We start from the raw sequence: 25,352 nt of genomic DNA on the forward strand, positions 1-25,352 counted from the left end.
CAAGCCTCATTGGGTCAGGTTCTGGCGCAACAGCAGTGTGCCGCCGCGCTGGGTAAATTCAAGTTGCTTCAGGGCACTCATGCCCAGCAGTACGGTGTCGTCGCCCATGCCTGGCATCACCACGGCGCGGCTATTGGCCCAGCGGATGTCGCCCAGGCGCAGCTCGCGCACCTGGCTGCGGTAGCCTTCCACGCGGCCATTGGCGGTGCTCAGGGTGACCGGCGGCCCTTTTTGCAGGCCCAACTGGCTGGCCAACGCCTCAGGGATTGCCACCTCGGTGGCGCCGGTATCGAGCATGAAGGTCACCGGCTGGCCGTTCACCTGCCCATTGGCGACGAAATGCCCCTGGCGGTTGGCCTGCAGGGTGACTTCCACATAGCCGTTGCCATGGGCCGAGGCCACCACCGCGTTGGGGTTTTCCTGGCGTTCTTGCCAGTGGCCAAAAAACCGCGTGGCGAGAAACATCCCCGCCACCCAGGCGGCGATCATCAGCACGCGCCCGGCGCGCTTGCCCGGCGGCGCGCTGCTCATGGCGTGCCCATCCAGCCAGCGGCCGGGGCCTTGAAGCGCCACACCACCGGGCGCCGCTCGCCGTCGTTGCGCGGCTGTTCGTTGTTGTCGGTGCCCACCCAGGCGCCGCTGGCATCGATCACCAAGGCCTCGGTGAGCCCGTACGGCTGTTGATACTGGCGCGAAGGCACCAGGGCCGCGGCCGCGAACGACCAGCAGGCTTCGACCTTGGCCGTTTGCGCGTCGCGCCGGCAAATACTGTAGGCGTTACGTTCGAGGGTGAACAGCTTGCCCTGGTAGAGGGCCAGGTCGGAGAAGTCCACATGCAGCGGGAAGCGCTGCTGCAGCCCATCGGGGGCCATCAGCTCGCTGTCCTGGCTGAGCAGCACGCAAGGGCCGTCGCATTCCCAGCGGCTGCCCTGGCGCACCAGCGCAAGCAGCCCGCGGCGCTCGCGCTCGGCGGCCAGCCACAGGCGGTTGCCGTCGGGCGAGATCGCCAGCCCTTCGAAGATCGCGTTGAATTTCTGCAACAGCCCGGCCTCACGGGCCTGGCGGACCATGGCCGGGTCGATGTCGAGCCAGCGCGCCGGGCCCTGGGCCGGCACTTGCAGCACTGCGGCATGGGCCTCGCTGACGAGGTAAACGTTACCGGCGTCATCGCAACTGATGCCTTCGAAATCATGGGCACCGCCGCGCACGAAGCCGGCGGCCCAGGCGGCCGCGCGGATGTCCAGCGCCAGCCCGGACGCCGGCGCGGCCGGGGTGTTGAACACCTGCGGTTGCGCCTGCCAAACGCTGCCCGAGCGGTCGAAGCGGTACACGCGGTCATCGTCGCGGTCCGATTCGCCCCACAGTTCGCCACGGCACATCGCCAGCCCCGACAGGTTGCCGGTGGGCATGCCGTCGATCGGGTGTTCGCTCAGCAACTCCAGTTCCGGCACGGCGGCGCGGGCGGTGGGGAGCAGGGCCAACAGCAGGCACAGCAGTACCACCCGTGGCGTCAAACCAGCACCTCGGCGAGGTTACCCTTGGATTCGAGCCAGGCCTTGCGATCACCGGCGCGCTTTTTGGCGAGCATCATGTCCATGATCTCGCGGGTCGGCTCGAGGTCGTCGAGTGCCAGTTGCACCAGGCGCCGGGTGTTTGGGTCCATGGTGGTTTCGCGCAGTTGCGGCGGGTTCATCTCGCCCAGGCCCTTGAAGCGGGTGACCTGCGGCTTGCCGCGTTTTTTCTCGGCCACCAGGCGGTCGAGAATGCCGTCGCGCTCGGCGTCGTCCAGGGCGTAGTAGATCTCTTTGCCGAGGTCGATGCGGTACAGCGGCGGCATCGCCACGTACACGTGCCCGGCCTCGACCAGCGGGCGGAAGTGCTGCACGAACAGCGCGCACAGCAAGGTGGCGATGTGCAGGCCGTCGGAGTCGGCGTCGGCGAGGATGCACACCTTGCCGTAACGCAGTTGGGTGAGATCCGCCGCGCCTGGGTCTACCCCGATCGCCACGGCGATGTTGTGCACTTCCTGGCTGGCCAGTACTTCGTTGCCGTCGACTTCCCAGGTGTTGAGGATTTTCCCGCGCAGCGGCAGGATCGCCTGGAATTCCTTGTCGCGCGCCTGCTTGGCCGAACCACCGGCCGAGTCACCTTCGACCAGGAACAGCTCGGCGCGGGCAGGGTCCTGCCCGGCGCAGTCGGCCAGCTTGCCCGGCAGCGCCGGGCCCTGGGTGATGCGCTTGCGCTCGACCTTTTTGCTGGCCTTCAGGCGCCGGCCGGCGTTGTTGATGGCCAGCTCCGCCAGTTGCAGGCCCAGTTCGGGGTGCTCGTTGAGCCACAGGCTGAAGGCATCCTTGACCACCCCAGACACGAATGCCGCCGCTTCGCGGGACGACAAGCGTTCTTTGGTCTGGCCGGAGAATTGCGGGTCCTGCATTTTCGTCGACAGCACGAAGCAGATGCGCTCCCAGACGTCTTCCGGCGCCAGCTTGAGCCCGCGCGGCAGCAGGTTGCGGAACTCGCAGAACTCGCGCATGGCATCGAGCAGGCCCTGGCGCAGGCCGTTGACGTGGGTGCCGCCCTGGGCGGTGGGGATCAGGTTGACGTAGCTCTCCTGCACGCTTTCGCCGCCCTCCGGCAGCCACAGCAGCGCCCAGTCAACCGCCTCCTTGTTGCCCGCCAGGCTGCCGCAGAACGGCGCCTGGGGCAGGCAGGCAAAGCCGTTGACCGCGTCGGCAAGGTAAGAGCGCAGGCCGTCTTCGAAGTACCAGCGGGTTTTTTCGTTGCTGGTTTTATCGTCGAAGATCACTTCCAGGCCCGGGCACAGCACCGCCTTGGCCTTGAGCACGTGCTTGAGGCGCGACACCGAGAACTTCGGCGAGTCGAAATACTTTGGGTCTGGCGCGAAGTACACGCTGGTGCCGGTGTTGCGCTTGCCCACGCTGCCGATCACTTCAAGGTCGGTGGCCTTGAAGCCGTCGGCGAAGGTCATCTGGTATTCGTTGCCGTCGCGCTTGACCCGCACCCGCACCTGGGTAGACAAGGCGTTGACCACCGAAATGCCCACCCCATGCAAACCGCCGGAGAACTGGTAGTTCTTGTTGGAGAACTTGCCGCCGGCGTGCAGCTTGGTGAGGATCAGCTCAACGCCCGGCACGCCCTCTTCAGGGTGGATGTCGACCGGCATGCCACGGCCGTCGTCGATCACTTCCAGCGAATGGTCGGCGTGGAGGATCACCTCGATGGTGCGGGCGTGGCCTGCCAGGGCTTCGTCGACGCTGTTGTCGATCACTTCCTGGGCGAGGTGGTTGGGCCGGCTGGTGTCGGTGTACATGCCCGGGCGTTTGCGCACCGGGTCGAGGCCCGAGAGGACTTCGATGGCGTCGGCGTTATAGGAGCTAGCGCTGGGAGTGGCCATGGGGTCTCGTCGTCAAAGGGTTCAAAACACGGAAAAATCAATGGCCTTGCAGCGTTCCGGGCCGATGCCGGCCAAGGCCAGCAGCTCGGGTAAACGTTGGCCGAAACCTTGGTAGCCGTGGTCTCCGCCGGGTTGCACATCCACCGCGCAGCCCTGGTAGAACTGCTCGGCACGGCGGTAGTCGAGGGTTTCATCGCCGCTTTGCAGCCACACCTGTAGCTGCTCACCCGCGGCCGGCGGCGGTACTTCCAGCTCGGCCAGGGCGGTGATGTGGTCGAGCGTGAGCTCCCAGGTTTCGCCGCTGTACAGGTTTTGCTGGGTGCCGAGGTAGCCATCGAACAACCGGTGCGGGTTGACCGCCGGGTTGATCAGCAATGCCGGCAGCCCGTGGCGCTGCGCCAAATGGGTCGCATAGTAGCCGCCCAGCGAGCTGCCGACCAGCAGCGGCTTGCCACCCAATGTATCAAGGGCGGCCTCCAACTGGGCCATGGCCTGGCGCGGGTGGTGGTGCAAAGCGGGCACCTGCAGTTGCGTTTCGAGCCCCAGCAGGGCCATGGCCTGGCTCAACTGCTGGGCCTTGTGCGACAGCGGCGAGCTGTTGAGGCCATGAATGTACAGAATGCCCATCAGTAACCGCTGCCGCCAAAGTTTTCGCTGAAGGTAAAGCCGGGCACGCGCACCACGCCGGTGTCGATCCGGCCATCGGGGTGCAACTGCAACCAGCGGTAGCCCGGGGCGATGCGGTCGAGGCCGAAGTCTTCGGAGCGCGGGGCGAACTGGATGCAGGTCGAGGGGCTGGCAAGCAGCCGCACGTCGCCGCGCTGGCTGTCCCAGTCCTGGTGAATATGCCCCCACAGCACCGCGCGCACCTGCTTGAACCGGTCGAGCAGCGCCCAGAACGCCTCGGCATTGCGCAGGCCGATCGGCTCCATCCACTTGCAGGCGATGGAAATCGGGTGGTGGTGCAGGCACACCAGGTGGTGGCGATCGGGTTCGTCGGCCAGCGAATCTTCGAGCAGGCGCAGTTGGTCGTTGGACAACAGCCCCGGCACCGAGCCCGGCACCGAGGAGTCGAGCATCGTCACCCGCCAGTTGCCGACGTCGGTGACCGAGTCGAGCAGCTCGTGGTCGCCGTACAACTGCTGCATGACCGCGGATTCATCGTGGTTGCCGGGGATCCAGCGCTTGGGCGCGCGGATACCGGCGGTCATCTGGCGAAAGCGCTGATAGGACTCTGGGGTGCCGTCCTGGGACTGGTCGCCGGTGGCGAGCATCAGGTCGTACTGGCGGCCATCGGCATGCACCAGCGCCAACACCTGCTCGAAGCTTTCGCGGGTGTTCATGCCGAGCAGTGTGCCGTCATCTTCGGCGAACAGATGGCTGTCGGTCAGTTGCAACAGCAGCACCGAGTCATCGGGGGTCGCGTAAACGTTCGGCAAGGCCATCTCCCATCAGGCGTATGTGTGGGGGGATTATGGTGTGCCCGGGGGAAAGGGGCAAATGGGCCCCCCTTTGGGGGGGAGGGGCAAGGGGCAAGCTGCAAGCGGCAAGGGGGCAAGCTTCAAGCGGCCAGTTCTTCAACGGGTGGCTTTGGCCTTGCGGCTTCGCGCAGCGCTCACCTCACCGTCTCGTACTCATGCCCACACGCCAGGCAGTGGCTCAGCCACTCCCCCAGGAACAGATTCAACTGGGCTTTTTCATCCGGCTGGTGCATGCCGGCGTTCGGGTACGGGTAGATGCTGCGAAACCGCCGGGTGTGCTCGGCGCCGACCACTTCGGCCATGCGCGCGTCGTGGTACACCTGCACCTCCATGTGCGGCACCGGCAGCCAGGGCAGGCTGTGCTGCTGGCTCACCCGCAGGGTGCTGGTGTAGGGGCCGGCCTGGGTCACCTCGATGGCCAGCACGCCGAGCATCTGGTCACCCTGGGTCATGGCGATCTGGCGCGAACGCTGCTCCTCGCGCATGCCAGGCAGCAGGCGCATCAAGCGTGCGTAGTTGGCCTCACAGGCCGCTTGCAACCCGGCGAGATCCACCCGGTAGCGTTCGCGCAACAGATTCACTTCCACATCCCCCTGACTTCTTCGCGGTTCAGGGCCAGCCATTGAATGGCGATGATGGCCGCCGCGTTGATGATCTTGCCGTCGCGCACAGCCTGCAGCGCGTCCTCGAACGCCCAGACCCGCACGCGGATGTCTTCGCCTTCTTCCTCCAGCAGGCCATGCAGCCCGCCCGCACCCTCGCTGTCGCAGCGCCCCACAAACAGGTGTACGTGTTCGTTGCTGCCCCCCGGCGAGGGGAAATAGGAGGTCACCGGCCACAGTGCTTTCAAAACCAGCCCAGCTTCCTCTTCTGCCTCGCGGTGCGCAACTTCTTCTGGCGTTTCGGCCTTGTCGATCAGCCCGGCGACCATTTCGATCAGCCACGGGTTGGCCACCTTGCCCATCGCGCCCACGCGAAACTGCTCGATCAGCACCACGTTGTCGGTGATGGGGTCATACGGCAGCACGCACACCGCGTCGTGGCGCACGAACAGTTCGCGGCTGATCTGCTTGCCCATGCCGCCGGCGAACAGCTCGTGGCGCAGGTACAGTTTGTCGACCTTGTAGAACCCCTTGAAGCAGTTTTCGCGCTTGTCGACCTCGACCTTGCTCGGTACCGAGTTACTCGCGTCTGTCATGGCAATGCCTCGTCTCTTCCATGGGGTTTGGCGCATCCTAGCGCGCCGTCGCGCCCTGTGCAGCCCCTTGGCGGCAAACGGCAGGTTAGAGAGTTTGTAGGGCCAAAACGGGCAGAATTCAAGGCCGGTGACTGGTGGCGAACTGGCGGCGCCGTTTATAGTCCAAGCACGATCTTTCTTGCCGCCAAGGACTCACATGTCGCTGTCGAAACTCTCCGCCCTGGCCCTGGTTGCCCTCAGCCTGGGCGCTTGCCAGAGCCTGTTCGGGCCTGACTACGACGCCCCCCTGCCCAGCCAGCACCAGGCCTGGGAGCACCTCAAGCCCGGCTGCGCCAGCAGCGATTGCCCGCTGGTGAACGTCGACACCGTGCGTTTTGCCGACGAACCGCCGTTGGACGCCGCGGTGCAGCAACGCCTGCTGGGCCTGGCCGGGGTGCAGCCGGCGCCGGCCAGCCTGGAGGCGTTCGAGCAGCAGTTTTTCGCCAGCGCCGGGCCGCGCAACGCCACTTACCTGCAAGCCAAGGTACGCGAGCAGCATGACGGGCTGGTGATCGTCGAGCTGTCGAGCTACCTCGACCAGGGCGGCGCCCACGGCGCGCCTGGGCGCGGCTTCATCAACTACTCGCGGGCGCAGCACAAGGTGCTGAGCCTCAGCGATATGCTGGTGCCGGGCGAGGAGCCGGCGTTCTGGCTGGCCGCCCAGGAGGCGCACCGCGGCTGGCTGGTCAACACCAAGCTGGACCAGGACGCGGGCTTCCGCCAGCAATGGCCGTTCCAGAAAACCGCCAACATCGCCCTGACCCGTGACGCCGTGCTGCTCAAGTACGACGTGACCACGATCGCGCCCTACGCGCTCGGCCACATCGAACTGAGCATCCCCTACGCCCGCCTGAATGGCGTGATCAAGCCCGCGCTGGTGCCGGCCCGCCGTTGAAGGCGCGGCCCAGCAGCGCCTGCAGCACGCCGGCGACCACCAGCGCCGGCAGCGTGGCGCCGAGGTCTGGGTAGAGGTTGGCCAGGGTGTGGTAGGTCACCACCCCGCCCGCCCAGGCCACCAGCGCCGGCCAGCCCAGCGCCGGTAACTGCGCCCGGGCGGCGCGCTGGCGCAGCAGGAAGTGGTCGACCAGCACCACGCCGAACAACGGCGCGAACACCGAGCCGATCAGCAGCAGGAAGTTCTGGTACTGCGCCAGCGGCGCGAACGCCGCGATCAGCGCGCACAGCACGCCAATGCCCAACGCCAGTTGGCGCACCGACAACGCCGCCAGCAGGCCCACCGACACCGCCGCCGAGTGGATGTCGGCAAAGGCGTTTTCCGACTCATCGAGCAAAATCAGCAGCAACGGAATGCCCAGGCCCGCGCCGGCCAGCGCCAACAGCAGCGCGTTGGCTTCGCCGCTGGGGGCGAAGGCCAGGGTGTAGGCCACGCCCAGGCCCATCAGCCACAGGTTGCCGAAGAAGAACCCCAGCGCCGTGCCGCCAAAGGTGCTGCGCGCGCCCTTGCTGAAGCGCGAGTAGTCGGCGATCAGCGGCAGCCACGACAGCGGCATGGCAATGGCGATGTCGAACCCCACCGCCAGCGGCATCGAGCCGTCACCGGCCTGCTGCCACAGCGCGGCGAGGTCTGCCTGGCGCAACAGGTTGAGCGTGAGCCACACACAGGCGCCCAGCAGCAGCCAGATGCCCCACTTGCGCAGCACCCGGCGCACGAAGGTCAGTGGCCCGGCCACCGCCAGCAGGGTGACCAGCACGCCGAACAGCAGCGTCCAGGCCAGCGGGTTGGCCGCCACGCTGCCCTCGCCGAAGGCTTTGGCCCCGAGCAGGCTGGCGGCGTCGCGCATCACGATGATTTCGAACGCGCCCCAGCCCACCAGCTGCAGCAGGTTCAGCAGCGCCGGCAGGGCCGCGCCGTGGCGGCCCAGGCTCTGGCGCAGGGCGGCCATGGCCGACAACCCGGTGTCGGTGCCGATGATCCCGGCGGCGGCCAGCAGCAGTACGCCGACCAAGGTGCCCAGGCCGATCGCCAGCAGGCTGTGCGCCAGCCCCAGGCCCGGCGCCAGCAGGGCGCCGGTCTGCAGCACCATCAGGCCCACGCCCAGGGAAAACCACAGTGAAAACAGGTCACGCCCGCCCAGCACGCGCTGGTCGGCGCCGATCACGGCATTGGGTGAGTAGGAAACAGGGGTCATGATGCTCTCGAAGGAATAAGGGGTATGCCCAAGGGCGGGCGCGCCAGGCGCCCGCCCCGAGGGTCAGACTTTCTGGTACAGCTGGCTGCCTTCCTGCTTGAAACGCTGGGCCTGCTCGCGCATGCCCTCCTCCAGCGACAGGTCGACGCTGTCGATGCGCTGGCTGGCGGCGTATTCACGCACTTCCTGGGTGATTTTCATCGAGCAGAACTTCGGCCCGCACATCGAGCAGAAGTGCGCGACCTTGGCCGATTCCTTCGGCAGCGTTTCGTCGTGGTAGGCCCGCGCGGTGTCGGGGTCGAGGCCCAGGTTGAACTGGTCTTCCCAGCGGAACTCGAAGCGCGCCTTGGACAGCGCGTTGTCGCGAATCTGCGCGCCCGGGTGGCCCTTGGCCAGGTCTGCCGCGTGGGCGGCGATCTTGTAGGTGATGATCCCGGTTTTCACGTCGTCCTTGTTTGGCAGCCCCAGGTGCTCCTTGGGTGTGACGTAGCACAGCATGGCGCAGCCGAACCAGCCGATCATCGCCGCGCCGATGCCCGAGGTGATGTGGTCATAGCCAGGGGCGATGTCGGTGGTCAGCGGGCCGAGGGTGTAGAACGGCGCCTCGTCGCAGCACTCGAGCTGCTTGTCCATGTTCTCCTTGATCAACTGCATCGGCACGTGGCCGGGGCCTTCGATCATGCACTGCACGTCGTGCTTCCAGGCGATCTTGGTCAGCTCGCCGAGGGTTTCGAGTTCGCCGAACTGGGCGGCGTCGTTGGCATCGGCGATCGCCCCGGGGCGCAGGCCGTCGCCCAGGGAGAAGCTCACGTCGTAGGCCTTCATGATTTCGCAGATCTCATCGAAATGCGTGTACAGGAAGTTCTCCTGGTGATGGGCCAGGCACCATTTGGCCATGATCGAGCCACCGCGGCTGACGATCCCGGTGACCCGCTTGGCGGTCAGCGGCACGTAGCGCAGCAGTACGCCGGCGTGGATGGTGAAGTAGTCCACGCCCTGCTCGGCCTGTTCGATCAGGGTGTCGCGGAACAGCTCCCAGGTGAGGTCTTCGGCGATGCCGCCGACCTTCTCCAGCGCCTGGTAGATCGGCACGGTGCCGATCGGCACCGGCGAGTTGCGGATGATCCACTCGCGGGTTTCATGGATGTGCTTGCCGGTGGAAAGGTCCATCACCGTGTCCGAGCCCCAGCGGATGCCCCAGGTCAGCTTGGCCACTTCTTCTTCGATCGACGAGCCCAGCGCGCTGTTGCCGATGTTGCCGTTGATCTTCACCAGGAAGTTGCGGCCGATGATCATCGGCTCGAGTTCGGTGTGGTTGATGTTGGCCGGAATGATCGCGCGGCCGCGGGCGATTTCCTCGCGCACGAACTCGGGGGTGATCTCTTTCGGGATGTTGGCACCGAAGCTGTGGCCGCCGTGCTGGGCGCTGAGCAGGCCTGCCGCGCGGGCCTCCTGCAGCTTCATGTTCTCGCGGATGGCCACGTACTCCATCTCGGCGGTGATGATGCCCTGGCGCGCGTAGTGCATCTGCGTCACGTTGGCCCCGGCCTTGGCGCGGCGCGGGTTGTTCACATGGGCGAAGCGCAACGCGGTGAGGTCCGGGTCGGCCAGGCGCTCCTGGCCAAAGCGCGAACTGAGCCCGGCCAGGCGCTCGGTGTCGCCACGGCTGTCGATCCACGCCGAACGCACGTCGGCCAGCCCTTTGCGCACGTCGATGACGGCGTTCGGGTCGGTGTACGGGCCGGAGGTGTCGTACACCAGCACCGGCGGGTTGATCTCGCCGCCGAAGTCGGTGGGGGTCACGTCGAGGCTGATTTCACGCATGGGCACGCGAATATCGGGGCGCGAGCCCTGCACGTAGATTTTTTGCGAACGGGGAAACGGCTGTACCGATTGTTGATCGACCTTGGCCGACTCGCTCAAGGCGACACTTTGTTGTTTTCGCATCTCAGGCTCTCCAGACAGCATCCAGCAAGTGGAGCCGAGGGTTGAACCTGAACGGAATGGCGCTAGGCAGCCGCGTGCCGGGCCTGGGGGTATGGCGTGCAAACACGCTTCCCAGGCCCAACACAAGAGGGCTCGCCGGGAAGCGAGCAATCTTGTTCCCTACGCAGGCATCAACCTGATCAGGTTCAACGGGATCCGGAATCATCCGATCTCAGCCTCTTACGCGAGGCACCCCGACAAGAACAGCGTGCAGTGTAGCCAAGCCCGGGTAATTTGGCCAACGGCAAGGATAGAACCGCGCCGCGCGTGGTCGGAAAATTCGCCGCCTCGTATACTCGAACGGCATAAGCACTGGGGAGCAGGGAATGTTCAAGCGTTGCGGGTTGCTGATGGCCATGGGGCTGCTAAGCGCGAACCAGGCGTGGGCCGCCAACCCACCACCACTGGCGAGCCAGATCGACCTGATGAGCGTGTACCACCAGGCCGCCGACAATAACGCCGACCTGGCCGCCTCGCGGGCCGACTACGCCGCGCGCATCGAACAAGTACCCCAGGCCCGCGCCGGGCTGCTGCCAAACCTCTCGGCCGGCGCCGACGCCAACGACATCCGGCAAAAGGTGCCGATCAGCGGCCAGGACGTCATCGCCAACCGCAGCGGCACCAGCTGGCGCGCCACCCTCAGCCAGCCGCTGTTCCGCGCCGACCGCTGGTTCCAGCTCAAGGCCGCCGAAGCCGGCAACGAGCAGGCCGCGCTGCAACTGTCGGCCACCGAGCAGAACCTCATCCTGCAAAGCGCCGAGGCGTATTTTTCCGTGCTGCGCGCCCAAGACGCGCTGGCCACTGCGCGCGCCGAGGAAGACGCCTTCAGGCGCCAGTTGGACCAATCCAACGAGCGCTTCAACGTGGGCCTGACCGACAAGACCGACATGCTGCAGTCCCAGGCCAGCTACGACACCTCACGGGCCAACCGGCTGATCGCCGAGCGCCAGGTGCAGGACGCCTTCCAGGCGCTGACCACCCTGACCAACCGCGACTACACCGGGCTGCAAGGCATTGTGCACACCCTGCCGGTGCTGCCGCCGGCACCCAACGACGCCCGCGCCTGGGTCGACACCGCCTCGCAGCAGAACCTCGACCTGCTGGCCACCCGCGCCGCCATCGACGCCGCCGAGCAAACCCTGCGCCAGCGCAAGGCCGGCCATGCGCCCACGCTCGACGCCGTCGCCGAGTACGAGCGCGGCGACAACGACAACTTCCAGTTGAGCAACCCGGCCCCGCGCGATGGCCAGGTGTACGGCAGCGACGTAAGCCGGCAAACGATTGGGCTGCGGCTGAACATCCCGCTGTACAGCGGCGGCATGACCAGCTCCCAGGTGCGCGAGGCCAGCCAACGGCTGAACCAGGCCGAATACCAGCGCGAGGCGATGCGCCGCCAGGTGGTGGAGAATACTCGCAACCTGCACCGCGCGGTGAACACCGACGTAGAGCAGGTGAAGGCCCGGCGGCAATCCATCGTGTCGAACCAGAGCGCGGTGGAAGCCACCGAGATCGGCTACCAGGTGGGCACCCGCAACATCGTCGACGTGCTCGACGCCCAGCGCCAGTTGTACGCCTCGGTGCGCGACTACAACAACAGCCGCTACGACTACATCCTCGACAACCTGCGCCTGAAGCAGGCCGCCGGCACCCTCAGCCCGGATGACCTGCAGCAACTGGGGCAATACCTGAAGCCCGACTACAACCCAGACAAAGACTTCCTGCCGCCGGATCTACAGCAAGCGGCGCGGGCGTTGTTGCAGCCGGTGAAGCGGTAGCAGGTTGGAGGGCCCTTCGCCCGGCACAGCCGGAGTGCCGGACCACGGCCTCCCACAAGATTGGTGTAAGCCATTGATTTACTCAGCAATACACAACCTGTGGGAGGCCGGCTGTGCCGTAAAGCTGTTCACTGAAGCAATCAGAGCGCTAAATCTTAGGGACAAAGCCATGATCTCTTCCTGGGGTCTTACCGAGCGCATGATCTGACTGGCCTATCGCCCGGCACAGCCGGCCTCCCACCAGATTTGTGTAAGTACTTGATTTACGGGGCAACACAGAACCCGTGGGAGGCCGGCTGTGCCGGGCGATGGGCCCTGAAGCTCATGCGCAAAATCAGCAGAGCTCACAGATTGATCTCTTCCGTAAAGCCGTGAAATGGCTTAAGTGAACAGCATTACGGCTGTGCCAGGCGAGGGGCAGTTGAACCCCATCCCATCGAATCAGCACAACGGCTAGAGAATGAAAACGGCGCCTGATAGAGGCGCCGTTAAGTAGAAAAAGTAGAGGAGCGGTCGCAGCGATCCTTTAGCACCCGGCGCTGAAGCCTTTGGGGTCAGAATCCGCCTTGCTAGAAGGCGTCACCGCTTCGGAGAGTGCCAGTTTCTCCGCTGCCAAGTACGAGGGGGCCAGTGACTGGCGAGCCATGCCTCGAGATGCGCAGTTGCAGTCCTCAACGCAAGTTTCCGGCTGATTTTCCAGGCTGTCAACACTGGCATCTTGCCGCTTCATCGCCCAGCCAGTGACGCGGTGAACAGGCTCAAGGGCCCTTCGCCCGAAAACCCTTACCCCAACCCCTTCAACAACCCCACCAAACGCTCCAGCGCGCCGCGGTTCGCCTGCATCACCGCCAGCCCCGCGGCGCCCATGCGCTCGGCGGTTTGCGGCAGTTCCACCAGCCGGCGCAGGGCGTCGCCCAGGGCTTCGGCGTTATCGACCACTTCCAGAGCCTGGGCCTGCCGCAACTGCGCGGCGATCTCGAGAAAGTTGAACAGGTGCGGCCCGCTGAGCAGCGGGCGCGCCAGCGCGGCGGGTTCGAGCAGGTTGTGCCCGCCGGTGGGCACCAGGCTGCCGCCGACGAAGGCGATGTCGGCCAGGGCATACAGGAACAGCAGCTCACCCATGCTGTCGCCCAGCAGCACTTGGGTGCTGGCCTGCACCGGCTCGCCGCTGGAGCGGCGCACGTAGCTCAGGCCCGCCTCGCTCAACTGCGCGGCGGCACTGTTGAAGCGCTCGAGGTGGCGCGGCACCAGAATCATCAGCGCATCCGGCGCGGTGGCCAACAGCCGCTGGTGGGCGGCGATCACCAGGGCATCTTCGCCCTCGCGGGTGCTCGCGGCGATCCACACCGGCCGCTCGCCGGCCTGCCACTGCGCCCGCTGCTCGGCGGCGCGGGCCGGCAGGGCCGGGTCAACGCTCAGGTCGAACTTGATCGAACCGGTGACCTGCAGCGCCTCGGGGCGGGCACCCAGCGCCAGGAAGCGCTCGGCCTCGGCCTGGGTTTGCACGGCGATCAGGTTCAGCTCGGCGAGCATCGGCCCGGTGAGCTTGGGCACCCGCGCATAGCCCTTGGCCGAACGCGCCGACAACCGCGCGTTGGCCAGCGCCACCGGGATGCCGCGGCGGGCGCACTGGTGCACGTAGTTGGGCCATAGTTCGGTTTCCATCACCACCGCCAGGCTGGGCCGGGTACGCGTGAGAAACCGCCCCACCGCCCAGGGCAGGTCGTACGGCAGGTAACAATGGCGCACCCGCGGCTCGCCGCCGAACAGCGCCTGGATGCGCTCCGAGCCGGTGGGCGTCATGCAGGTGACCAGCACCGTGCGGCCCGGGTACTCGGCGAGCAGCCGGCGCACCAGCGGCGCGGCGGCGATGCTTTCACCCACCGACACCGCATGCACCCACAGGCAGCCCGGCGGCAGCGCCGGCAGGCCAAGGGCGAAGCGTTCGCCCACGCGGGCGCGGTAGGCCGGGTTTTTCAAGCCGCGCCACCACAAGCGCAGGAAGATCAACGGCAGGCCCAGGTTAAACAACAGGCTATAGAGGGTTCTGTTCATGGCGCGGCAGTGTACCTGTTAGCCGATGGCGCGCAAATGCGCGGCGAAACGCTGGGCCAGCCAGTTGGCCACCGGGCCCAGGGGCTCGTCGCGGCGCCAGAGCAACTCGACCACCAGCGCCGGCGGCACCCAGTCACTGCGCAATTCGACCATTTGCCCGGCATAGCCTGGGTACTGCACCACGTGGCGCGGCAGCCAGGCCCAGCCCAGGCCGCGCATCAGCCACTCGGCCATGGCGTAAAAGCTGTCGGCGCGCCACACCTGCGGGCTCACCGGCTCGGCGCCGGCATAGCCGCTGCTGGGCAGGGCGATCAGCAACTGGCGGTGCCGGGCCAACTCGCGGCGGTCTACCTGGGCCAGCGCCGACAGCGGGTGGCCGACCGAACACACGGTGACCATCTCCACGCTGCCCACCGCGCGCCGCTCCAGCGCCTCGGGCATGCGCTCGTAGCTGAACGCCAGGCCCAGGTCGGCCTCGCGCCCCAGCAACTTGGCCACCACCGCGCCCTGGGCGCCCGTGGTGAGCTGCATCTCCAGCGCCGGGTAACGCTCGGCCAGCTCCTCGAGGCTGTCGAGCACCGGCTGTAGCGGCATGGCTTCGTCGTGGGCCAGGCGCAGGCGCGACTCTTGCCCGCGCATCAAGGCCATGGCACGGCCGTCGAGGCGGTCGCACTGGCGCAGCAGTTCACGGGCTTCTTCCAACAGGCCGCGGCCCTCGTCGGTGAGCTGCGGGTGGCGGCCGCTGCTGCGCTCGAACAGGGTCACGCCGAGGTCAGCCTCCAGCGCCGCCACCGCCGCGCTGATGGCCGACTGCGCCTTGTGCCGCTGCCGCGCCACGGCGGAAAACGAACGCTGCTCGGCCACCTCGACGAACAGCCGAATGTGCTCAAGGCTCCACAGGGGGGCTGGCATTGGCCTATCTCCTTTTCAGATAGGTAATGACTTTACCGCACCTGAATGCCAGCGGAAAATCCTTCCATCCATCGGGAGGGCACCACCATGACTGCTTACTACTACCTCGCTATCGCCATCTGCGCCGAAGTGATCGCCACCCTGTCGATGAAGGCCGTCAAGGGCCTGAGCACGCCACTGCCGTTGCTGCTGGTGGTGCTCGGCTACGGCACCGCCTTCGTGCTGCTGACGCTGGTGATGCGCGCCATCCCGGTGGGCATCACCTACGCCATCTGGTCGGGCATGGGCATCGTGCTGGTGAGCATCGCCGCCTACTTCATCTACGGGCAAAAACTCGACCTCGCCGCCGTGGCTGGCTTGGCGATGATCGTCGGCGGCGTGCTGGTGATCCAGTTGTTCTCGCAAACCAGCGGCCACTGAGGCGAGGTTGTTATACTCGCTGCCCTGGTCACCCAAGCGAGAGGGCTTCATGGCAGCGGCTTTAACCACAGATGTACTGATCGTAGGCGGCGGCGTCGCCGGGCTTTGGCTCAACGCGCGCCTGCGCCAGGCCGGCTTCGCGACGGTACTGGTGGAAAACGCCAGCCTTGGCGGCGGGCAAACGCTCAAGTCGCAAGGGATCATCCACGGCGGCACCAAGTACGCCCTGCACGGCGCCCTCACCGGCGCCTCCGAGGCGATCGCGGCCATGCCCGGGCGCTGGCGCGAGGCCCTGGCCGGCCGCGGCGAGCTGGACCTGGCCGGCGTGCGCCTGCTCTCCGAGGCGCACTACTTGTGGTCCCCTGGCACCCTGGCCGGCAACCTCAGCAGCTTCTTCGCCAGCAAGGCGGTGCGCGGCCGGGTCGATGCGGTCAAGGGCGAGCACCTGCCGCCGGCGCTGCAACACCCGCGCTTCAAAGGCAAGGTGTACCGGCTGGCCGAACTGGTGGTCGATGTCCCGAGCCTGGTCGCGCGCCTCGCCGAACTGGCCGGCGACAGCCTGCTGGCGGCTGAGCACCTCGAACCGCTGCTTGACGGCGGCCAACTGGCCGGCCTGCGCGCCGATGGCGTGGAGATTCGTGCCCAACGCGTGGTGCTCAGCGCCGGCGCCGGCACCGCCGAGCTGCTGGCAAGCCTTGGCGTGCAGCAGCCGGCCATGCAGCGCCGGCCGCTGCACATGGTGCTGGCCAAGGGCGCGGCGCTCAAGCCGCTGTACGCCCACTGCCTAGGCGGCGGGCCGAAGCCGCGCATCACCGTGACCACCCACCCCGCGGCTGGCGGCCAGTGGGTGTGGTACCTCGGCGGTGACATCGCCGAGGCCGATGGCGTGGCGCGCAGCCCCGAGCAGCAGATCGCCGCCGCGCGCCATGAAGTGGAGCAACTGCTGCCCTGGCTCGACACCTCGGCGCTGGCCTGGGCCAGCCTGCGGGTCGACCGCGCGGAGCCCGCGCAGTCTGGCCTGGTGCGCCCCGACAACGCCTTCCTGCATGAGCAAGGCGCGCTGCTGGTGGGCTGGCCGACCAAACTGGCGCTGGCGCCAGATTTCGCCGACCGCGTGCTGGCCAACCTGGCCGAGGCCGGTATCACCCCCGGCGCCCATGCCCCCCTGCCCGCCCTGCCGCGCCCGGCGCTGGGCCAAACCCCTTGGGAACAACTGCTGCCATGACCGTCGCCAGCCTGCACCCGTACCACCGCCACCTGGGCGCCCAGGGCCCGAAGGTTTCGCCGCTGGGCCTGGGCACGGTCAAGTTCGGCCGCAACCAGGGCGTGAAGTACCCCGCTGGTTTCATCCTGCCCACTGACGAAGAAGCCCGCATGCTGCTGCGCCAGGCCCGCGAGCTGGGCATCAACCTGCTCGACACCGCCCCAGCCTACGGCACCAGTGAAGAACGCCTCGGCCCGCTGCTGCGCGGCCAGCGCGATGAATGGGTGATCGTCAGCAAGGTGGGCGAGGAATTCGAGGGCGGCCAGTCGCGCTTCGACTTCAGCGCCGCGCACACCCGCGCCTCGGTCGAACGCAGCCTGCAACGGCTGGGCACCGACCGCCTCGACCTGGTGCTGGTGCACTCCGACGGCCACGACCTGCGCATCCTCGAGGAAGAAGGCGTGTATGCCGCCCTGGCCGAGCTCAAGCGCGAAGGCAAGCTGCTGGGCTATGGGTTTTCCGGCAAAACCGTGGAGGGCGGCATCCGCGCCTTGGAACACGGCGACTGCGCCATGGTCACCTACAATCTGAACGAGCAAGCCGAACGGCCGGTCATCGACCATGCGCTGTCACACGGCAAGGGCATTCTGGTGAAAAAGGCTCTGGCCAGTGGCCATGCCTGCCTGGCTGGGCAAGACCCGGTCAAAGCCAGCTTCGCCCTGCTGTTTGACCACCCGGGTGTGACCAGTGCTATCGTCGGGACCATCAACCCCGTGCACCTTGCCCACAATGTCGCCACGGCGGCCGCCGTCCTCGCCGCGCGCTGACTCACCGGGTGCGCGGCCCACATAGGAATCCGTATGCCGCGTACCCTCATCCGCAAGAACCCCGGCAACTTCAAGACGCTGTCCCTGTTCGTCGAAGCCACCCCCGAAGCGCTCACCTACCAAAGCATCGGCATGCCGCTGAACTTCGCGCAAACCCTCGAGCGGCGCCGGCACATCGACATAGACGACCCCGAACACTTTGCCGTGGAGCTGGCCAACCTGGGGGTTTCAGTGCGCCTGACCCTGGCCTGGCAGGGCAAGGATTACTGGGTGCTGGTGCGCCAGCGCCGCGAAGACCGCGGCGACGTGGTGCTCAAATTGATTTCCGGCTACGTGCCGGCCCATGAGCTGAACCTGCCGCTGCACACCGCGGTGCAGGAAGTGGCCGAGGAATGCCTGCTGGAAACCCCCGAAGGCTGGCTCAATGGCCGCTTCAAAGACACCTGGCTGCCCGCCCCCTATGCCGGCACCCTGAAGTACCGCGATGCCGCGGCCTTCACCCTGGCCCCCCGCGCCGGCGCGGCGCGCACGGTGCGCTGCGGTGGCCTGGCCTTGATCGAAAAGCCCCGTGCCTACGTGCACCTGCCCACGGCCTCGCTGCAACTGGTGTACGACCTGCGCCTGGAAGCCCCCCGCGAAGCCCGGGCGCTGAGCCTGTACCACGTGGATGAACGGCTGGAAAAAGACCAACTGGTGGCGCGGCTGAACCCCGGCCGGCCCGACCTCTACCTGGTGCCGCTCAAGGACGGCAAGCCGCTGCCCGAGCTGTACACCTTGAAAAAAGGCGAGCTGCACCCGGCGCCAACCCGCGGCCTGTACCTGGCCGAGAGCTTCGCCGCGCAAGACGGCTGGGTGGTGCGCGAGGAGCGCATCAAATGGCGAGACTGGCTGCACCGCCAGGGCCTGGCGGTGCCGGCGGCGCAGAAAACCGGGCTGAAGAAGATCACCACCCGGGCGCGGGCGTTGATTCGTTTGGCGCGGAACAAGATTTAAGGTGGGTTTGAGGCCCCTTCGGCCCGGCACAGCCGTAATGCTGTTCACTTAAGCAATCAGAGCGCTAACTCGGGGGTGGAAAGCCCTGATTACTTCAGGTGGTTTTGCTGAGCGCATGACCTGACTGGCCCTTCGCCCGGCACAGCCGGCCTCCCACCAGTTCTGTGTTGCCGCCTAAATCAAGTACTTACACAAATCTGGTGGGAGGCCGTGGTCCGGCACTCCGGCAGTGCCGGGCGATAGGCCCTAAGCCCGCAACGCTTCAGCGGCTACGAATTTTCTCGACGATCGCCGTGGTCGAGCTGTTTTCCACCAGCCCCAGCACCTTCACCTCGCCGCCATAGGCCTTGACGATGTCGGCGCCGACCACCTGCTCCACGCCATAGTCGCCGCCCTTGACCAGCACGTCGGGGCGCAGTTGGGTGAGCAGGTTCTCGGGGGTGGCTTCGGGGAAGCTGATCACCCAGTCTACCGCGCCCAGCCCAGCCAGCACGGCCATGCGCCGGTCAACGCTGTTGATCGGCCGGCCTGGGCCCTTCAGGCGGCTGACCGAAGCGTCGTCGTTGACCGCGACGATCAGCCGGTCGCCCTGGGCGCGGGCCTGCTCGAGGTAGGTCACGTGGCCGGCATGGAGGATGTCGAAGCAGCCGTTGGTGAAGACGATTTTTTCGTTATGCGCGCGGGCATCGTCGATCGCCAGCTTGAGCTGGTCGAGGGTCAGCACGCCACGCTCGGAGCCTTCTTCGCGCGAGATGGCGCGGCGCAGTTCCGGCGCGCTGATCGCCGCGGTGCCCAGCTTGCCGACCACGATACCGGCGGCGAGGTTGGCCAAGGCGACGGCGTGGGGCAGGTCTTCACCGGCAGCCAGGGCCGCGGCCAGGGTGGAGATCACCGTGTCGCCGGCGCCGGTGACGTCGAACACTTCGCGGGCCCGGGCCGGCAGGTGCAGCGCAGGCTGGCCCGGGCGCAGCAGGGTCATGCCGTGCTCGCCGCGGGTCACCAGCAAGGCGCCCAGGGCGAGTTCGGTCATCAGCCCGGCGCCCTTGGCGACCAGCTCGGCTTCATCGGCGCAGCGGCCGACGATGGCCTCGAACTCGCTGAGGTTCGGGGTGATCAGGCTGGCGCCGCGGTAGATGCTGAAATCCTTGCCTTTGGGGTCGGCCAGCACCGGGATGTTGCGCTGGCGGGCGGCCTGGATCAGCTCCTGGTGGTGCTTGATCGCGCCCTTGCCGTAGTCGGAGAGCACCAGCACCTTGACGCCGTCGAGCAGGCCTTCCACATCGGCGGTGAGCTGCAGCGGGTCGGTGGCGAAGGGCTCTTCGAAGTCGATGCGCAGCAGTTGCTGGTGGCGGCTCATCACCCGCAGCTTGACGATGGTCGGCTGGTGGGCGATGCGCTGGAAGCGCGCGGTCACCCGCGCCGCGGCCAGGCTCGCCGCCAGGCTTTCGGCGGCTTCGTCCTGGCCGGTCACGCCCACCAGCGCTGCGGGCGCGCCGAGCGCGGCGATGTTCAGCGCAACGTTGGCCGCGCCACCGGGGCGATCTTCGATCTGTTCAACGCGCACCACCGGCACCGGCGCCTCAGGCGAGATGCGCGACGTGCCGCCATGCCAATAGCGGTCAAGCATCACATCGCCAACCACCAGCACAGGGGCTTGATCGAACCGAGGCATCGACAACTTCATGGACCAACCCATCTACCAAATGAACAGGGCCGGGATATTAGCACAGGGTGCCGGAACTCCCGACACCCTGGCGCAGCGCAGCGGCCAGGCGGGCGGTGGCCTGCAGCAATGAACAGTGGGAGGTGTCGAGCACCAGTTCGGCGTCTTCCGGGGCCTGCCAGGGGCCGTCGAGGCCACTGAGTTGCTGCGCGCGGCCTTCGCGGGCGGCCTGGTAGAGGCCTTTCGGGTCGCGCGCGGCGCACACCGAGAGCGGCGTGTTCAGGTGCACCAGGGTAAAGGTGCCGGGGGTGAACAGCTCGCGCGCGGCGCGGCGGTCGGCATCCAGCGGGCTGGTCGCGGCGACGATCACCAGCACCCCGGCATCGACCATCAGCCGCGCCACTTCGGCCAGCCGCCGCAGGTATTCACGGCGCCCGCCGGGGCTGGTGTCGAGGTCTTGGCAGAGGCCGGCGCGCAGGGCGTCGCTGTCGAGCACAAAGGCCTGCTGCCCGGCGGCGCGCAGGGCCTGCTCCAGGCTACGGGCCAGGGCAGACTTGCCCGCCCCGGACAACCCCATCAACCACAGGCAATGCCCGGCAGTGCCCGGCACCCCGGGCAGCCATGGGCTGGTGTTCGCTTGCAGCATGCCGGCACCCCACTCTGTTCGAGCCTGGGACACTAGCAAAGCCGAGGGCGGGTGATTATCTCGGCTTGGTAAGCGCAGGTTGGCGCCGCCGATACAATTGCCCGCCCGGCAGCTTAGGTGATGCTTTCCTGGCTGGGCTCATCCAGCCCCATGGCATGCAGGCGCGCGTAGTAGCCGCCCTGGGCCAGCAGCTCGGCGTGGCGGCCACGCTCAACGATGCGGCCCTGGTCCATCACCAGGATCAGGTCGGCCTTCTCGATGGTCGACAGGCGGTGGGCGATCACCAGGGTGGTGCGGCCGGTCATCACCGTGTCCAGCGCCGCCTGGATGTGCCGCTCGGACTCGGTGTCGAGGGCCGAGGTGGCCTCGTCGAGAATCAGCAGCGGGGCGTTTTTCAGCAGCGCACGGGCGATCGCCAAGCGCTGGCGCTGGCCACCGGAAAGCAGCACGCCGTTCTCCCCTACCTGGGTGTCGAAGCCTTGCGGCAACTGGTCGATGAACTCTTTGGCGTAGGCGTCTTCGGCGGCGGCGACGATCTGCTCGCGCGGGGTGCCGACCAGGTCGCCGTAGGCGATGTTGTTGGCCACGCTGTCGTTGAACAGGGTGACCTGCTGGTTCACCTGGGCCACGTGGCTGCGCAGGTTGCGCAGGGTGTAGTCCTGCACCTCGGTGCCGTCGAGCAGGATCTGCCCCTGGCTGTGCTGGTAGAAGCGCGGGATCAACCCCACCAGCGTCGATTTGCCGCTGCCCGAACGGCCGACCAGGGCGACCATCTGCCCCGGCTCGGCGACGAAGTTGATGTCTTTGAGCACCTCGCGCTCGGTCCCCGGGTAGGTGAACGACAGGCCCTTGACCTCCAGCCGGCCGCTGACGCGGTCACGGGTGATGCTGCCGGTGTCGACCTCTTGCGGCTCGTCGAGCTGCTCGAAGATGCTCTCGGCGCCCGCCACGCCCTTCTGGATGGTCGAGCTGACCTCGGACAACTGGCGGATCGGCTTGGGCAGCAAGCCCGCGGCGGTGATGTAGGCGACCAGGTCGCCGGGCGAGGAATCGCCGCGCAGCCACAGCACCAGGAACATCAACGCGGCCATGGCGGTGTAGATCACCAGTTGCAGCATCGGCGTGTACACCGAGCCGGTTTTGTTCATGCGCAGTTGCTTGTCGGTGTTGCTCTGGCTGGCTTTTTCGAAGCGCGCCGACTCGTAGCGCTCGCCGCCAAAGCCACGCACCACGCGGTAGCCCTGGATGGTCTCGGAGGCCACATGGGTGACGTCGCCCATGGCCACCTGGATCTTCTTGCTCTGCTTGCGGAACTTGCGGCTGGCGTTACCGACCATCAGCGCGATGATCGGCAGGATGGCCAGCATCACCAGGGTCAGTTTCCAGTTCATCCACAGCAGGTAGATAAACAGGAACACCACTGTCAGGCCTTCGCGGATCACCACCTTGATCGCCTCGGTGGCGGCGCCGGTGACCATGGTCACGTTGAAGGTGATGCGCGAGATCAGGTGCCCGGAGTTGTGCGTGTCGAAGTAACGGTTGGGCAGCACCAGCAGCTTGTCGAACAGCTTCAGGCGCAGGTCGTGGATCAAGCCCAGCGAGACCTTGGCCAGAAAATAGTTGCCCAGGTAAGACCCCAGCCCCTGCCAGGCGGCGATCAGCACGATCAGCAGCGGCACCGCCTGCAGCAGTTGCAGGTCACGCAGGTAGGGGGTGTTGGGGAACAGCCGGGCGGCCGGGTTGCTCAGGCCGTCGACGAAGTATTTGAGGATGCCGGCCAGCATCGGCTGGGTCGAGGCGAAGATCACGAAGCCCACGATGCTGAGCGCAAAGATGCCCAGGTAGGGTTTCACGTAGGTCAGCAGGCGGAAGTAGATCCGCAGGCTGGACATGGCGGGGTCTTTTTGGCTCATGGCGATCTGTATGAAAAATGAGCGCGGATTCTAGCACAGCGCCCAAGCGTTGAATTCAACCCCCGGGGCTGGGATGATGGCCCCTTTTTTCCAGGGGACAACCATGCGCGCACTTGCCGACGCTGATTATCAGGCCCTGCGCCAGGGTGCCGAGGTGATCGAAGCCGACGCGAGCGGCGACAAAGTGTTGCGCCTGGCTGACGGTAATTTCATCAAGCTGTTTCGGCGCAAGCGGTTGGTCACCTCCGCCGCGCTGCTGCCCTACGCCCGCCGCTTTGCGCTCAATGCCGGGCACCTGGCGCGGCGCGGCATCCCCTGCCCGACCATCCTGGCGATTTGGCGGGTGCCGTCGATCCGCCGCGACCTGGTGCACTACCAGCCGCTGCCCGGAAGCACCCTGCGCCAGGTGATCGCCGCGGGCGAAGGCAGCGAGGCCTTGCTGGCCCAACTCGGTGCCTTCGTCGCGCGCCTGCATGAGGGTGGGGTGTACTTCCGCTCGCTGCACCTGGGCAACGTGGTCAGAACCCCCAGCGGCGAGTTGGGGCTGATCGACCTCGCCGACATGCGCGCCTACCCCTGGGCCTTGCGCGCCGGCCTGTGCCTGCGAAACTTCCAGCATATGCTTCGTTATGAGCAAGACCGTGACTGGCTGATGCAAGGCGGCGGGGTAGCGTTCCTGCAGGCGTACGCCCAACACTCCAGCAAACCCTGGAACAGCGAGCGCCTGGCCAAGCGCCTGGGCTAACCGCGCCACCCGCCTGCCCTTTCCACCGCGCACCTGACTATTGCTTAAGGCTTCAACATGACGACACTCGCCCCTCAACAGCCCCTGGTGACGGTGATCATCGCCTCCTATAACCACGCGGCGTACATTGAGGCCAGCATCAACAGTGTGCTGAACCAAAGCTACCCGAACATCGAGTTGCTAGTGATCGACGACGGTTCCAGCGACCACAGTGTCGAACTGCTCGAACGCCTGCAGGCCCAGCATGGCTTCGACTTCCGCGCCCAGGCCAACCAGGGTTTGTCGCGCACCCTGAACCAGGCCATCGCCCGCGCCCGCGGTGAGTTGATCGTATCGTTCGGCTCTGACGACATCATGCTGCCGCACCGCATCGCCACCCAGGTCGCTTACCTGCAGGGCAAGCCGGAGGTGGGCATCTGCTCGGCCAACGTCGAAACCATCGACCACCACGGCCAGGTCATGGGCCCGCGCAAGCAGCGCCAGCGCGACCTGCCGTTTCGCCGCCTGGCCTTCGACGACCTGTTCCTCGACCGCAAGCCCGGCCCGACCGCCGCCACGCTGATGTTCCGCCGCGAAGCCCTGGAGAAGGTCGGCGGCTTCAACCCGGAAATCCGCCTGGAAGATGTCTACATCGCGCTGTCGATCGCCCATGCCGGCTATTACATCGACGTGCTCGGCGAGGTGCTGGCGCAATACCGCGACCACCCCACCAACACCTTCAAGAACGGCCGCTTCATGATCGACAACGTACTGCGCACCTACGCCGTGTTCAGCGACCACCCGGCCTACGAGCAGGTGTGCATGCGCTTTTTGAACTCGATGTTCCTCAAGTACGCCCGCAACGACAAACCACTGGCCTGGCAAACCCTGGGGCGGATCCCGCTGCGCTACTGGAACCGCAAGACCGTGCGGGGGTTGTTGCGGTTGTTGGTGCCGCCCAAGCGCTAGGGCGAAGCGCCCTCAGCCCCCGAATAACCTGCACAGCCGCAATTTCAGCTCACCCAGCGGGCCCTTCAGCCCATGCTGGCGCAGCGGCGGCCGCAGGGCCTCGACGATCTGCTGGCCAATCGCCGCAAAGCTGAACCGCGCCACCGCCAGGGCCTGGCCATTGGCGGCGATGCGCTCGGCCAGGGCCGGGTCTGCCCGCAGCAGGCGGAGTTTTTCCTGCAGGTGCGGGATGTCGCGGTACAGCACCACGTTGTGCAGGTCTTCGAAGCCCAGCGCGCGGTTTTCCGCCTCGCCCTGGTCGTAGGTCAGCAGCACGCAGCCGGCAGCCATCGCTTCGAAGTTCTTGATCATGTATTCGCCCATGCCCACATCGGCGCTGACGAAAAACCGAATGCGGTTGAGGGTGGCGTTGTACTCCTCGCCAGAGTTGGTGCGGGTGGCCATCAGCGGCTCAACCTGCGCCAGTGCCTCGAGCAGCGCCTTGCGGCCGCTGTAGGCCACGCTTTTGAGGCTGCCGAGAAACCCCAGCTCGATGTCGCGCGGCTGTTGCAGGTCCTGGATCAGCCCCTGGTCATAGCCCTTGGGCACAAAGTGGGCATCCACCCCCTCGGCGCGCAGGCGTTCGCTCACGCCAAAGCCGGAGCTGAGCACCCGCACCCAGGGCAGGTGGCGGTAATGCCGGCTGAACTTGCCGGTGTACTTGCACGGGATGTAGTTCTGGTAGGCGTCGTGCTCGAGGATCACCAGGTTTGGCACGCTGCGGATAAACGCCACCTGGCGGATCTCCTGCTTGAAGCGCAGGAAGAACAGAATGCGGTCGTACTGGGCAGGGTTCACTTCTTCGGCGAAATAACGGCGCAGGTTGCGCTGCTGCTCGCTGTCGAGCCAGCGCAGGTCGCAATCGCAGTGCGCGGCAACGCCCTGGTACAGCCGGTCGAGGATGGCGCGCTGTTCTTTCTGCACCAGAAACAGGACTTTCATC

The 25,352-nt window shown here is 66.6% G+C and carries 23 protein-coding genes and 1 riboswitch; of the genes, 8 read left to right on the plus strand and 15 right to left on the minus strand.

Annotated features, from left to right (window positions below):
• Positions 1 to 6: 6 nt before the first annotated feature.
• The 7 genes from ACFZCE_RS03060 to ACFZCE_RS03090 form a co-directional block, all read right to left on the minus strand.
• A complete protein-coding gene (locus ACFZCE_RS03060) occupies positions 7 to 531 on the minus strand; it encodes a TIGR02281 family clan AA aspartic protease (RefSeq protein WP_390935944.1) in 525 nt (174 codons plus the stop codon).
• Positions 528 to 1,514, minus strand: a complete 987-nt coding sequence (locus ACFZCE_RS03065; protein WP_390935946.1) for an esterase-like activity of phytase family protein — start codon at positions 1,512 to 1,514, stop codon at positions 528 to 530. The genes ACFZCE_RS03060 and ACFZCE_RS03065 overlap by 4 nt, the downstream gene beginning before the upstream one ends.
• Positions 1,511 to 3,415 (minus strand): DNA topoisomerase IV subunit B, encoded by a 1,905-nt coding sequence (parE, locus tag ACFZCE_RS03070; protein ID WP_390935947.1) that lies wholly within the window; start codon positions 3,413 to 3,415, stop codon positions 1,511 to 1,513. Before parE ends, ACFZCE_RS03065 begins: the two co-directional genes overlap by 4 nt.
• 21 nt (positions 3,416 to 3,436) lie before the next feature.
• Positions 3,437 to 4,042, minus strand: a complete 606-nt coding sequence (locus ACFZCE_RS03075) for a YqiA/YcfP family alpha/beta fold hydrolase (protein WP_390935949.1) — start codon at positions 4,040 to 4,042, stop codon at positions 3,437 to 3,439.
• Positions 4,042 to 4,860, minus strand: a complete 819-nt coding sequence (gene cpdA / locus ACFZCE_RS03080; RefSeq protein ID WP_390935951.1) for a 3',5'-cyclic-AMP phosphodiesterase — start codon at positions 4,858 to 4,860, stop codon at positions 4,042 to 4,044. Before cpdA ends, ACFZCE_RS03075 begins: the two co-directional genes overlap by 1 nt.
• A gap of 170 nt (positions 4,861 to 5,030) precedes the next feature.
• On the minus strand, positions 5,031 to 5,483 hold the full coding sequence (locus ACFZCE_RS03085; RefSeq protein ID WP_390935953.1) for a DUF1249 domain-containing protein: 453 nt from the start codon (positions 5,481 to 5,483) through the stop codon (positions 5,031 to 5,033).
• Positions 5,474 to 6,094 carry an NUDIX domain-containing protein gene (locus tag ACFZCE_RS03090; protein ID WP_390935955.1) on the minus strand — a complete coding sequence of 207 codons (621 nt, stop codon included), beginning with the start codon at positions 6,092 to 6,094 and terminating at the stop codon, positions 5,474 to 5,476. Before ACFZCE_RS03090 ends, ACFZCE_RS03085 begins: the two co-directional genes overlap by 10 nt.
• Before the next feature lie 196 nt (positions 6,095 to 6,290).
• Here ACFZCE_RS03090 and ACFZCE_RS03095 point away from each other — a divergent pair, with 196 nt between their 5' ends.
• Entirely contained in the window at positions 6,291 to 7,028 is a 738-nt protein-coding gene (locus tag ACFZCE_RS03095) for a DUF3298 domain-containing protein (protein WP_390935957.1), read from the plus strand.
• Here ACFZCE_RS03095 and cytX read toward each other — a convergent pair.
• Entirely contained in the window at positions 6,997 to 8,283 is a 1,287-nt protein-coding gene (gene cytX / locus ACFZCE_RS03100) for a putative hydroxymethylpyrimidine transporter CytX (RefSeq protein WP_390935959.1), read from the minus strand. The genes ACFZCE_RS03095 and cytX overlap by 32 nt on opposite strands.
• A gap of 63 nt (positions 8,284 to 8,346) precedes the next feature.
• Positions 8,347 to 10,230 (minus strand): phosphomethylpyrimidine synthase ThiC, encoded by a 1,884-nt coding sequence (thiC, locus tag ACFZCE_RS03105; protein WP_390935961.1) that lies wholly within the window; start codon positions 10,228 to 10,230, stop codon positions 8,347 to 8,349.
• Between the two features lie 139 nt (positions 10,231 to 10,369).
• Positions 10,370 to 10,476, minus strand: a riboswitch (TPP riboswitch).
• Between the two features lie 119 nt (positions 10,477 to 10,595).
• On the opposite strand from thiC, the gene ACFZCE_RS03110 reads away from it, so the two are divergent.
• Positions 10,596 to 12,044: a TolC family outer membrane protein gene (locus ACFZCE_RS03110; RefSeq protein ID WP_390935963.1), complete on the plus strand. Its 1,449-nt coding sequence runs from the start codon at positions 10,596 to 10,598 to the stop codon at positions 12,042 to 12,044.
• 783 nt (positions 12,045 to 12,827) lie between these two features.
• On the opposite strand, the gene waaA is transcribed toward ACFZCE_RS03110, so the two are convergent.
• The gene (gene waaA, locus ACFZCE_RS03115) at positions 12,828 to 14,099 is read right to left on the minus strand and encodes a lipid IV(A) 3-deoxy-D-manno-octulosonic acid transferase (protein ID WP_390935965.1); all 1,272 of its coding nucleotides are present in this window, start codon (positions 14,097 to 14,099) and stop codon (positions 12,828 to 12,830) included.
• Positions 14,100 to 14,117: 18 nt separating this feature from the next.
• Complete coding sequence (locus tag ACFZCE_RS03120) at positions 14,118 to 15,011, minus strand: LysR substrate-binding domain-containing protein (protein WP_390935967.1); 894 nt, start codon at positions 15,009 to 15,011, stop codon at positions 14,118 to 14,120.
• 87 nt (positions 15,012 to 15,098) lie between these two features.
• Between ACFZCE_RS03120 and ACFZCE_RS03125 the strand changes: the two genes are divergently transcribed.
• Genes ACFZCE_RS03125 through ACFZCE_RS03140 form a run of 4 tightly spaced genes read left to right on the plus strand, consistent with a single transcriptional unit; the run spans position 15,099 to position 18,455 of the window.
• A complete protein-coding gene (locus tag ACFZCE_RS03125; protein ID WP_390935969.1) occupies positions 15,099 to 15,431 on the plus strand; it encodes an SMR family transporter in 333 nt (110 codons plus the stop codon).
• 49 nt (positions 15,432 to 15,480) lie between these two features.
• Positions 15,481 to 16,656: an FAD-dependent oxidoreductase gene (locus tag ACFZCE_RS03130; protein ID WP_390935971.1), complete on the plus strand. Its 1,176-nt coding sequence runs from the start codon at positions 15,481 to 15,483 to the stop codon at positions 16,654 to 16,656.
• Positions 16,653 to 17,462 (plus strand): aldo/keto reductase, encoded by an 810-nt coding sequence (locus tag ACFZCE_RS03135; protein WP_390935973.1) that lies wholly within the window; start codon positions 16,653 to 16,655, stop codon positions 17,460 to 17,462. The genes ACFZCE_RS03130 and ACFZCE_RS03135 overlap by 4 nt, the downstream gene beginning before the upstream one ends.
• Before the next feature lie 33 nt (positions 17,463 to 17,495).
• On the plus strand, positions 17,496 to 18,455 hold the full coding sequence (locus ACFZCE_RS03140) for a metal ABC transporter ATPase (RefSeq protein WP_390935974.1): 960 nt from the start codon (positions 17,496 to 17,498) through the stop codon (positions 18,453 to 18,455).
• 262 nt (positions 18,456 to 18,717) lie between these two features.
• Here ACFZCE_RS03140 and hldE read toward each other — a convergent pair whose 3' ends face one another.
• The 3 genes from hldE to msbA form a co-directional block, all read right to left on the minus strand.
• A complete protein-coding gene (gene hldE / locus ACFZCE_RS03145; RefSeq protein ID WP_390935976.1) occupies positions 18,718 to 20,139 on the minus strand; it encodes a bifunctional D-glycero-beta-D-manno-heptose-7-phosphate kinase/D-glycero-beta-D-manno-heptose 1-phosphate adenylyltransferase HldE in 1,422 nt (473 codons plus the stop codon).
• A gap of 37 nt (positions 20,140 to 20,176) precedes the next feature.
• Entirely contained in the window at positions 20,177 to 20,764 is a 588-nt protein-coding gene (cysC, locus tag ACFZCE_RS03150) for an adenylyl-sulfate kinase (RefSeq protein ID WP_390935977.1), read from the minus strand.
• A 113-nt stretch (positions 20,765 to 20,877) separates the two neighbouring features.
• The gene (gene msbA / locus ACFZCE_RS03155; protein ID WP_390935979.1) at positions 20,878 to 22,677 is read right to left on the minus strand and encodes a lipid A export permease/ATP-binding protein MsbA; all 1,800 of its coding nucleotides are present in this window, start codon (positions 22,675 to 22,677) and stop codon (positions 20,878 to 20,880) included.
• Between the two features lie 103 nt (positions 22,678 to 22,780).
• On the opposite strand from msbA, the gene ACFZCE_RS03160 reads away from it, so the two are divergent.
• Together ACFZCE_RS03160 and ACFZCE_RS03165 are read left to right on the plus strand one after the other, a co-directional pair.
• Entirely contained in the window at positions 22,781 to 23,422 is a 642-nt protein-coding gene (locus ACFZCE_RS03160; RefSeq protein ID WP_390935981.1) for a phosphotransferase, read from the plus strand.
• Positions 23,423 to 23,479: 57 nt separating this feature from the next.
• Positions 23,480 to 24,370: a glycosyltransferase gene (locus ACFZCE_RS03165; RefSeq protein ID WP_390935983.1), complete on the plus strand. Its 891-nt coding sequence runs from the start codon at positions 23,480 to 23,482 to the stop codon at positions 24,368 to 24,370.
• A gap of 12 nt (positions 24,371 to 24,382) precedes the next feature.
• Here ACFZCE_RS03165 and ACFZCE_RS03170 read toward each other — a convergent pair whose 3' ends face one another.
• Positions 24,383 to 25,351 (minus strand): glycosyltransferase, encoded by a 969-nt coding sequence (locus ACFZCE_RS03170; RefSeq protein ID WP_390935985.1) that lies wholly within the window; start codon positions 25,349 to 25,351, stop codon positions 24,383 to 24,385.
• Between the last annotated feature and the right edge of the window lies 1 nt (position 25,352).

Source organism: Pseudomonas sp. NPDC007930, assembly GCF_042958985.1.
Lineage (GTDB): Bacteria > Pseudomonadota > Gammaproteobacteria > Pseudomonadales > Pseudomonadaceae > Aquipseudomonas.

Bases quoted from the DNA above. Each gene is read 5' to 3' on its own strand.
- ACFZCE_RS03075 (WP_390935949.1), bottom strand. From the start codon at position 4,042: ATGGGCATTCTGTACATTCATGGCCTCAACAGCTCGCCGCTGTCGCAC.
- waaA (WP_390935965.1), bottom strand. From the start codon at position 14,099: ATGAACAGAACCCTCTATAGCCTGTTGTTTAACCTGGGCCTGCCGTTG.
- cytX (WP_390935959.1), bottom strand. From the start codon at position 8,283: ATGACCCCTGTTTCCTACTCACCCAATGCCGTGATCGGCGCCGACCAG.
- ACFZCE_RS03165 (WP_390935983.1), top strand. From the start codon at position 23,480: ATGACGACACTCGCCCCTCAACAGCCCCTGGTGACGGTGATCATCGCC.
- ACFZCE_RS03125 (WP_390935969.1), top strand. From the start codon at position 15,099: ATGACTGCTTACTACTACCTCGCTATCGCCATCTGCGCCGAAGTGATC.
- ACFZCE_RS03095 (WP_390935957.1), top strand. From the start codon at position 6,291: ATGTCGCTGTCGAAACTCTCCGCCCTGGCCCTGGTTGCCCTCAGCCTG.
- ACFZCE_RS03140 (WP_390935974.1), top strand. From the start codon at position 17,496: ATGCCGCGTACCCTCATCCGCAAGAACCCCGGCAACTTCAAGACGCTG.
- ACFZCE_RS03110 (WP_390935963.1), top strand. From the start codon at position 10,596: ATGTTCAAGCGTTGCGGGTTGCTGATGGCCATGGGGCTGCTAAGCGCG.
- msbA (WP_390935979.1), bottom strand. From the start codon at position 22,677: ATGAGCCAAAAAGACCCCGCCATGTCCAGCCTGCGGATCTACTTCCGC.
- cpdA (WP_390935951.1), bottom strand. From the start codon at position 4,860: ATGGCCTTGCCGAACGTTTACGCGACCCCCGATGACTCGGTGCTGCTG.
- ACFZCE_RS03090 (WP_390935955.1), bottom strand. From the start codon at position 6,094: ATGACAGACGCGAGTAACTCGGTACCGAGCAAGGTCGAGGTCGACAAG.
- cysC (WP_390935977.1), bottom strand. From the start codon at position 20,764: ATGCTGCAAGCGAACACCAGCCCATGGCTGCCCGGGGTGCCGGGCACT.
- ACFZCE_RS03120 (WP_390935967.1), bottom strand. From the start codon at position 15,011: ATGCCAGCCCCCCTGTGGAGCCTTGAGCACATTCGGCTGTTCGTCGAG.
- ACFZCE_RS03060 (WP_390935944.1), bottom strand. From the start codon at position 531: ATGAGCAGCGCGCCGCCGGGCAAGCGCGCCGGGCGCGTGCTGATGATC.
- thiC (WP_390935961.1), bottom strand. From the start codon at position 10,230: ATGCGAAAACAACAAAGTGTCGCCTTGAGCGAGTCGGCCAAGGTCGAT.
- parE (WP_390935947.1), bottom strand. From the start codon at position 3,415: ATGGCCACTCCCAGCGCTAGCTCCTATAACGCCGACGCCATCGAAGTC.
- ACFZCE_RS03170 (WP_390935985.1), bottom strand. From the start codon at position 25,351: ATGAAAGTCCTGTTTCTGGTGCAGAAAGAACAGCGCGCCATCCTCGAC.
- hldE (WP_390935976.1), bottom strand. From the start codon at position 20,139: ATGAAGTTGTCGATGCCTCGGTTCGATCAAGCCCCTGTGCTGGTGGTT.
- ACFZCE_RS03130 (WP_390935971.1), top strand. From the start codon at position 15,481: ATGGCAGCGGCTTTAACCACAGATGTACTGATCGTAGGCGGCGGCGTC.
- ACFZCE_RS03160 (WP_390935981.1), top strand. From the start codon at position 22,781: ATGCGCGCACTTGCCGACGCTGATTATCAGGCCCTGCGCCAGGGTGCC.
- ACFZCE_RS03135 (WP_390935973.1), top strand. From the start codon at position 16,653: ATGACCGTCGCCAGCCTGCACCCGTACCACCGCCACCTGGGCGCCCAG.